Origin of the sequence: Curtobacterium sp. MMLR14_002, assembly GCF_001864975.1 — a bacterium.
Classification (GTDB): domain Bacteria; phylum Actinomycetota; class Actinomycetes; order Actinomycetales; family Microbacteriaceae; genus Curtobacterium; species Curtobacterium flaccumfaciens.
In genome coordinates, this window is the sequence record NZ_MJGT01000013.1 from 74094 (window position 1) to 81482 (window position 7389).

Here is a 7389-nt window from a genome sequence, read left to right on the forward strand (position 1 = left end):
CCAGGAGGCGCGGCGTGAGCCGCGTCGACCAGTCCTGACCACCTGTGGTCGCGCCCGGCGCGACCAACGGAACCACAGCCTCCAGGCTGTCCAGAAAGGGAACGAAGCCACATGGCTGACGACAACGAGAACGGCGCCGACGAGCAGCCCGAGATCGTCCACGGCGACAGCGGGGACATCGTCGTCTCCGGTGACCGCATCTCGCAGGTCGACCTGCAGCTCGAGATGCAGCGCTCGTACCTCGACTACGCGATGTCGGTCATCGTCGGTCGTGCCCTGCCGGAGGTCCGCGACGGCCTCAAGCCGGTGCACCGCCGTGTGATCTACGCGATGTTCGACGGCGGCTACCGCCCGGACCGTGCGTTCTCGAAGTGCTCCCGCGTCGTCGGTGACGTCATGGGCCAGTTCCACCCGCACGGTGACTCGGCGATCTACGACGCCCTCGTCCGCCTGGTGCAGCCGTGGTCGCTCCGGTACCCGCTCGCGCTCGGCCAGGGCAACTTCGGTTCGCCGGGCAACGACGGCGCCGCCGCTCCGCGGTACACCGAGACGAAGATGGCGCCGCTCGCGCTCGAGATGGTCCGCGACATCGACGAGGACACCGTCGACTTCCAGGACAACTACGACGGCCGCACCCAGGAGCCGGCGATCCTGCCGGCCCGGTTCCCGAACCTGCTCGTCAACGGCTCGGTCGGCATCGCGGTCGGCATGGCCACGAACATCCCGCCGCACAACCTGCGCGAGGTCGCCGAGGGCGCCAAGTGGGCGCTCGACAACCCCGACGCCACCCGTGAAGAGCTGCTCGCCGCGCTCATGCAGCGCATCAAGGGCCCGGACTTCCCGACGGGTGCACAGGTGCTCGGCACCAAGGGCATCCAGGACGCCTACCGCACCGGCCGTGGTTCGATCACGATGCGTGCTGTCGTCTCGGTGGAGGAGATCCAGGGTCGCACCTGCCTCGTCGTCACCGAGCTGCCGTACCAGGTCAACCCCGACAACCTGGCGATCAAGATCGCGGAGCTGGTCAAGGACGGCAAGCTCGCCGGTGTCGCCGACATCCGTGACGAGACCTCCGGCCGCACCGGGCAGCGCCTGGTGATCGTGCTGAAGCGTGACGCCGTCGCCAAGGTCGTGCTGAACAACCTGTACAAGCACACCCAGCTGCAGGAGAACTTCGGCGCGAACATGCTCGCGATCGTCGACGGGGTGCCCCGTACCCTGCCGCTCGACGGCTTCATCTCGGCATGGGTCGCCCACCAGGTCGACGTCATCGTCCGCCGCACGCAGTTCCGGCTGCGCGAGGCCGAGAAGCGCGCCCACATCCTGCGCGGCTACCTCGCTGCGCTCGACGCCCTCGACGAGGTCATCGCGCTCATCCGTCGCTCGCCCGACGTCGAAGAGGCCCGCACCGGCCTGATGGACCTGCTGTCCGTCGACGAGATCCAGGCGCGCGCGATCCTCGAGCTGCAGCTCCGTCGTCTCGCCGCCCTCGAGCGTCAGAAGATCCACGACGAGGCCGAAGAGCTCGAGCGCAAGATCGCCGACTTCCAGGACATCCTCGGATCGGAGAGCCGCCAGCGCTCGATCATCCGCGACGAGCTGAGCGAGATCGTCGACCGCTTCGGCGACGACCGCCGTACCGAGATCATGTTCGGCTACGACGGCGACATGTCGATGGAAGACCTGATCCCCGAAGAGGAGATGGTCGTCACCATCACCCGCGGTGGCTACGTCAAGCGCACGCGCAGCGACCAGTACCGCTCGCAGCACCGTGGCGGCCGAGGTGTCCGCGGGGCCCAGCTCCGCGCCGACGACATCGTCGAGCACTTCTTCGTCACGACGACGCACCACTGGCTCCTGTTCCTCACCGACCAGGGCCGGGTCTACCGCGCCAAGGCGTACGAGCTGCAGGAGGCCGGCCGCGACGCGAAGGGCCAGCACGTCGCGAACCTCCTCGCGATGCAGCCCGACGAGCAGATCCAGCAGGTGCTCGACATCCGCGACTACGAGGTGGCGCAGTACCTCGTCCTCGCGACCGAGCACGGTCTGGTCAAGAAGACCGCGCTCACCGAGTACGACACGAACCGCACCGGCGGCATCATCGCGATCAACCTGCGCGACGGCGACAAGCTCCGGCAGGCGCTGCTCGTCGACGAGCACGACGACCTGCTCCTGGTGTCCCGCCAGGGCATGTCGCTCCGGTTCACGGCGACGAACGACACCCTGCGTCCGATGGGTCGCTCGACCTCGGGTGTGAAGGGCATGTCCTTCCGCGACGGCGACTCGCTGCTCGCGGCCCGCGTCGTCTCCGACGACGGCTTCGTCTGGGTGATGACCGAGGGCGGCTACGCCAAGCGCACCGCGGTCGACCAGTACCGGGTGCAGGGCCGTGGTGGTCTGGGCATCAAGGTGGCCAAGTTGGCGCTCGACCGAGGCGATCTTGTGGGCGCTCTCATCGTCGGCGAGGACGACGAGGTGCTCGTCGTGCTGCAATCGGGCAAGGTGGTAAGGTCTGCCGTGGCCGAGGTCCCTGCCAAGGGCCGTGACACGATGGGCGTCGTCTTCGCGAGGTTCGCGGAGAACGACCGGATCATCGCGGTGGCCCGGAACACCGAGCGGAACCTGGACGACCAGGACGACGCCGAGATCGAGCCCGCGGGCCCGGTGGAGACGGTCAGCCCTGCCGAAGCGGCCCCGGATTCCACTGATCCCATCGACACCGAGCCCGTCGCAGACGAGGCCGGAGAGGACCAGTCAAGCAATGAGTAGTGTCGCCGAGAAGCTCCAGAAGAAGGCGAAGCGACCCGTCGGCACCCGCCAGGTGCGGTTGCGACTGGTCTACGTCGACTTCTGGTCGATGGTGAAGCTGAGCTTCCTCATCGCCCTGGCCGGCAGCATCGTGATCGTGGTCGCCACGGCACTGGTGTGGGTCATCCTCAACCAGACGGGTGTGTTCACCCAGGTCGACGCCCTGTTGAAGGACGTCACCGGGCAGAACAGTTACTCGATCATGGACCAGTTCTCGCTGGGCCAGGTCCTCGGGTTCTCCATCGTCGTGGGCATCCTCAACGTGGTCGTCGGCACCGTGCTCGGCGCCATCGTGAGCGTGCTCTACAACCTCAGTGTTCGGATCACGGGCGGTCTGCTCGTGGGCTTCACGAACAACTGACACACCCGGGCCGGATGGGCCCACTGCTCGATTTCGTTCCGGCGGGATCGTACGGTAGGCTTTCATCCGGTCTGAGGGGCTATAGCTCAGGCGGTTAGAGCGCTTCGCTGATAACGAAGAGGTCCAAGGTTCAAGTCCTTGTAGCCCCACCAGTTCTCCGGAACAGCACGACAATTCCATCCCGCCGCCGATCACCTCGGTGGCACTCGGGGCCTTAGCTCAGTTGGTAGAGCGCCTGCTTTGCAAGCAGGATGTCGGGAGTTCGATTCTCCCAGGCTCCACTCGCATCAGCCCCTGGTTGCCGACTCCGTCGTCTGCCCAGGGGCTTCGTTCTGTGCCCATGCGCGCCGCCGCCCCTGCGGCGCGATCGTTGCGGGCGGCTCGGTCGTCGTGCTGGTCTGCGCGCGTTCGGCGACGCGCCGCTCCGCGATTGCCGGGACCTCCACTCGCCGTGCGGCCGGCATCTCGTCGAGTGGTCACGACATGCCGCGTGTGGTTCGCCGAGGTGGCTGGAACTGTCGTCTGCGCGTCCTCCGGACGACAGGTTGTGACCTCTCGGTGGCTGCCCCGGGGGTGTTGCGTGAGCGCATGGCGGACGGGAGGCACGGGCCAGGCCGGCGCGGGCCTCCAGGTCGGTGGGTGGGTGCGTTCACGGCACGCGGTGCGCAGGTTCAGTGCGTGCCCGGAGAACGACGAAGGGCCCCGGCAGCAGCCGGGGCCCTTCGTACGAACCGGGAGGTCAGGCGGCGGGCTTCTCCGCCGTGTCAGCGTCGTCGGCGACCCACAGGTCGTCGTCGGCGCGGAGCGTCTGGTACGCGGCGTACGCAGCACCGGCGACGGCGACGACGCCGACGATGATGAGTGCGACTCCGCCGAAGCCGAGACCCTTCTTCTGCTGCGACGGGACGTACTTCGCGGCAGCCTTCTTCGCGCTCTTGCTCTTCTTCTGCGCGTTCTTCACGATCTTCTTGACCCGGGGGTCCTTCGCGAGGTCGGTCACGCTCAGCACCGAGCCAGCGGTCGAGACGAGTCCGGGGACCACCTCGGACTGGAACTTGTGCGAAGCGCTCTGCGCTGCCGAGGTGGCAGCGTGCACGCCGGTGGCGAACGCGGGACGGATCCCGTTGTCGATCGCGTTCTGCACGCGGGGTGCGATGTCCTTGCGAGCTGCGTCCGCGGCGTTCGACCGGGCCTCAGCCAGGATCGCGTTCGCGTGCTCGAGGACCTTGCGCTGCTCGCCGAGGAGCGAGGCGGTCTGGCCCTTGAGCTTCTTGATCTGCTTCCGACGCTTTCGCGGGATCTCGATCGTCGTCATCTGGTACCTCCATCGGATCGGCGTGACCCCATCCTGCCACCACACTGCCTGACAGGTCACGGAACCGCAGCTGTGCAATCCGTCCGCGGTCAGGAGTACATGCGAGAATCGGAACATGTCTCTGCACACCGCTGTCGCAACGATCCACACCAACAAGGGCGACATCCGCGTCAACCTGTTCGGCAACCACGCACCGAAGACCGTCAAGAACTTCGTCGACCTCGCCACGGGCCAGCAGGAGTGGACCCACCCCGGCACGGGCAAGGTCTCGACCGACAAGCTCTACGACGGCGTGATCTTCCACCGCATCATCAAGGACTTCATGATCCAGGGCGGCGACCCGCTCGGCCAGGGCATCGGTGGACCCGGGTACCGCTTCGACGACGAGATCTCCCCGGAGCTCACGTTCCAGAACCCCTACATCTTCGCCATGGCGAACGCCGGCATCCAGGGCGGCCGCGGCACCAACGGCTCGCAGTTCTTCATCACCACGGTGGCGACTCCGTGGCTGCAGGGCAAGCACACCATCTTCGGTGAGGTCGCCGACGACGAGTCCCGCGCGGTCGTCGACGCGATCGAGGGCGTCCCGACCGACGGTCGTGACAAGCCCGTCGAGGACGTCGTCATCCAGAGCATCGACGTCGAAGGCGTCTGACCAGCACGTGACCGACCAGGCGTACAACCCGAACAACACCTGCTACCGGCATCCGGACCGGCAGAGCTTCGTGCTCTGCCAGCGCTGTGGGCGGACGATCTGCCCGGAGTGCCAGACGCCGGCGGCAGTCGGTGTGCACTGCCCGGAGTGCGTGCGTGAACAGCGCGCACAGTTCGCAGCGAACCGCCGAGCGTCCGGAGCCCCCAGCGGGTTCACGGTCGCTCGGCGGCGCTTCGCGATGCTCGACCAGAAGGCCACGGTCGTCATCGTGGCCGTCACGGTCGCCATCTGGTTGCTCGATCAGGTGAGCGGAGGCTTCTTCTCGAGCCTGTTCGCCTACAACTCGCTGTTGTTCCCGACGCAGCCCTGGCGCGTGGTGACCGTCCTGTTCGTCCACTCGGGCATCTTCCACATCCTGTTCAACATGTGGGCGCTGTGGATCTTCGGTCGCATGCTCGAGAACATGCTCGGTGCCTGGCGGTTCCTGGCGCTGTACTTCATCACCGGGATCTTCGGGTCGATGCTCGTGACGTTCCTCGCTCCGGGCACCTGGGTCGTCGGAGCGTCCGGCGCCATCTTCGGTCTCTTCGCCGCGTTCTTCGTGCTGCAGCGCAGCCTGGGGAACAACGCCGTGCAACTCCTCGTCATCATCGGGCTGAACCTGGTGATCGGGTTCCTGCCCGGGACCAACATCTCGTGGCAGGCGCACGTCGGCGGGATCATCGGGGGCTTCCTGATGGGGTTCGTCTTCGCACAGACGCGCAACATCCGGAAGCGTCCGCTGCAGATCGCGCTGATCATCGGCGCGGCGGTGCTCGGCATCGCGCTCACCGCTGTCGGGTACGCGGTCACGATCGGCTGACACCGCCACACGCTCCTCGAACGCCCCGTCGCACTGCGGCGGGGCGTTCGTCGTTCCCAGGGCTGCCCGCGTCCTGCTCATCCACAGCTGTCCACAGCGGCACTGGGAGTTATCCACAGGTGTGGAGAAGTCAGTGAGTTACACCAGTGTGATTATCCCCACTGTGGAATCGGTTGTGGATAACTCCGGGGTCGGGGTGTGGATGACGGTGTGGAGAGTGGGGAAAAGTGTGGAGAACGGCCGGATCCTCGAGGATGTGCGTTCCCGGAATGCTTGAGCTTGTGGAGAACGACGACGCCCGCCGCACCTTGCGGTGCGACGGGCGTCGGGAGGTCAGCGGGCTGGAGGTCAGCGCCACCGGGTGGTCATGAGGAAGCCGACGAACATGATGCCGAAGCCGACGACGATGTTCCACGAGCCGAGGCTCGGAACCGGCAGCGTGGCGTTCGAGATGTAGAAGACGATCACCCACACCAGACCGATGAGCATGAAGCCGAACATGACCGGCTTGAACCACACCGGGTTGGGGGCGTCCCCCGCGGTGTCGACCGAGTCAGCTCGGGTCGTCCGGGCGGGCTTGGTGCGGTCCTTGTCCTTGGCCATGGCCGGTATCCTACCGTGACCACGTGTGTGGATCGGCCCGCGGACCGCCGCACACATCCCCCACGAGTACGGTGAACCGCCATGACCAGGATCCTCGTCGTCGACAACTACGACAGCTTCGTCTACACGCTCAACGGGTACGTGCAGCAGCTCGGCGCTGAGACCGACGTCGTGCGCAACGATGCCTTCCCCAAGTCCGAGATCGCCGACCGCATCGCGGAGTACGACGGCGTGCTCCTGTCGCCCGGTCCGGGAACACCGGCGGCTGCCGGCGTCTCGATCCCCACGGTGCACGCGGCCATCGCTGCCGAGACCCCGCTGCTCGGCGTCTGCCTGGGACACCAGGCCATCGCGGAGGCGCTCGGCGCCACGGTCACGCACGCCGAGGAGCTCATGCACGGCAAGACCTCCGAGGTCGACCACGACGACAGCGCGCTCTTCGCAGGTGTCCCGCACCCCTTCACGGCCACGCGGTACCACTCGCTCGCGATCGTCGACGGCACCGTCCCCGACGAGCTCACCGTGACTGCGCGCACCGAGGGCGGGGTCATCATGGGCGTCCAGCACCGCGCGCACCCCGTGTTCGGCGTGCAGTTCCACCCGGAGTCGGTCCTGACCGAGGGCGGGTACCGCATGGTCGGCAACTGGCTCGAGACCACCGGGCTGTCCGGCGCAGCTGAGCGCGCCGCCGACCTCGGGCCGCTCATCGCGACGCACCGCGCCTGACGAACGTTCCGTGGCGGCAGACGCCGTCGTGTCATCGAGACGCCGCCGGATCCGGCGGC

7 protein-coding genes and 2 tRNA genes are annotated in these 7389 nt (G+C 67.1%); 7 read left to right on the plus strand and 2 right to left on the minus strand.

Annotation, left to right across the window (positions count from 1 at the left end; all coding sequences use genetic code 11):
• Positions 1-111 precede the first annotated feature (111 nt).
• From gyrA to BIU91_RS02865, 4 genes are all read left to right on the plus strand, one after another.
• Positions 112-2769 (plus strand): DNA gyrase subunit A, encoded by a 2658-nt coding sequence (gene gyrA, locus BIU91_RS02850; RefSeq protein WP_071404135.1) that lies wholly within the window; start codon positions 112-114, stop codon positions 2767-2769.
• Positions 2762-3169 carry a DUF3566 domain-containing protein gene (locus BIU91_RS02855; protein ID WP_027466922.1) on the plus strand — a complete coding sequence of 136 codons (408 nt, stop codon included), beginning with the start codon at positions 2762-2764 and terminating at the stop codon, positions 3167-3169. Before gyrA ends, BIU91_RS02855 begins: the two co-directional genes overlap by 8 nt.
• A gap of 75 nt (positions 3170-3244) precedes the next feature.
• Positions 3245-3321, plus strand: a tRNA-Ile gene (locus tag BIU91_RS02860).
• Between the two features lie 56 nt (positions 3322-3377).
• Positions 3378-3450 (plus strand) — tRNA-Ala (locus BIU91_RS02865).
• Between the two features lie 458 nt (positions 3451-3908).
• On the opposite strand, the gene BIU91_RS02870 is transcribed toward BIU91_RS02865, so the two are convergent.
• Entirely contained in the window at positions 3909-4484 is a 576-nt protein-coding gene (locus BIU91_RS02870) for a hypothetical protein (protein ID WP_051597033.1), read from the minus strand.
• A 115-nt stretch (positions 4485-4599) separates the two neighbouring features.
• On the opposite strand from BIU91_RS02870, the gene BIU91_RS02875 reads away from it, so the two are divergent.
• Positions 4600-5139: a peptidylprolyl isomerase gene (locus tag BIU91_RS02875; protein ID WP_027466924.1), complete on the plus strand. Its 540-nt coding sequence runs from the start codon at positions 4600-4602 to the stop codon at positions 5137-5139.
• Between the two features lie 7 nt (positions 5140-5146).
• Positions 5147-6001, plus strand: coding sequence for a rhomboid family intramembrane serine protease (locus BIU91_RS02880; protein ID WP_071404136.1), 855 nt, complete (start codon positions 5147-5149; stop codon positions 5999-6001).
• A gap of 348 nt (positions 6002-6349) precedes the next feature.
• Here BIU91_RS02880 and BIU91_RS02885 read toward each other — a convergent pair whose 3' ends face one another.
• Entirely contained in the window at positions 6350-6604 is a 255-nt protein-coding gene (locus tag BIU91_RS02885) for a cell division protein CrgA (RefSeq protein ID WP_071404137.1), read from the minus strand.
• Positions 6605-6685: 81 nt separating this feature from the next.
• Between BIU91_RS02885 and BIU91_RS02890 the strand changes: the two genes are divergently transcribed.
• Positions 6686-7330, plus strand: a complete 645-nt coding sequence (locus BIU91_RS02890) for a gamma-glutamyl-gamma-aminobutyrate hydrolase family protein (RefSeq protein WP_071404138.1) — start codon at positions 6686-6688, stop codon at positions 7328-7330.
• The last annotated feature ends 59 nt before the right edge of the window (positions 7331-7389 follow it).

What these genes read in the sequence shown, in the direction of transcription:
- gyrA (WP_071404135.1), top strand. Translation starts at nt 112, where the DNA reads ATGGCTGACGACAACGAGAACGGCGCCGACGAGCAGCCCGAGATCGTC.
- BIU91_RS02855 (WP_027466922.1), top strand. Translation starts at nt 2,762, where the DNA reads ATGAGTAGTGTCGCCGAGAAGCTCCAGAAGAAGGCGAAGCGACCCGTC.
- BIU91_RS02870 (WP_051597033.1), bottom strand. Translation starts at nt 4,484, where the DNA reads ATGACGACGATCGAGATCCCGCGAAAGCGTCGGAAGCAGATCAAGAAG.
- BIU91_RS02875 (WP_027466924.1), top strand. Translation starts at nt 4,600, where the DNA reads ATGTCTCTGCACACCGCTGTCGCAACGATCCACACCAACAAGGGCGAC.
- BIU91_RS02885 (WP_071404137.1), bottom strand. Translation starts at nt 6,604, where the DNA reads ATGGCCAAGGACAAGGACCGCACCAAGCCCGCCCGGACGACCCGAGCT.
- BIU91_RS02890 (WP_071404138.1), top strand. Translation starts at nt 6,686, where the DNA reads ATGACCAGGATCCTCGTCGTCGACAACTACGACAGCTTCGTCTACACG.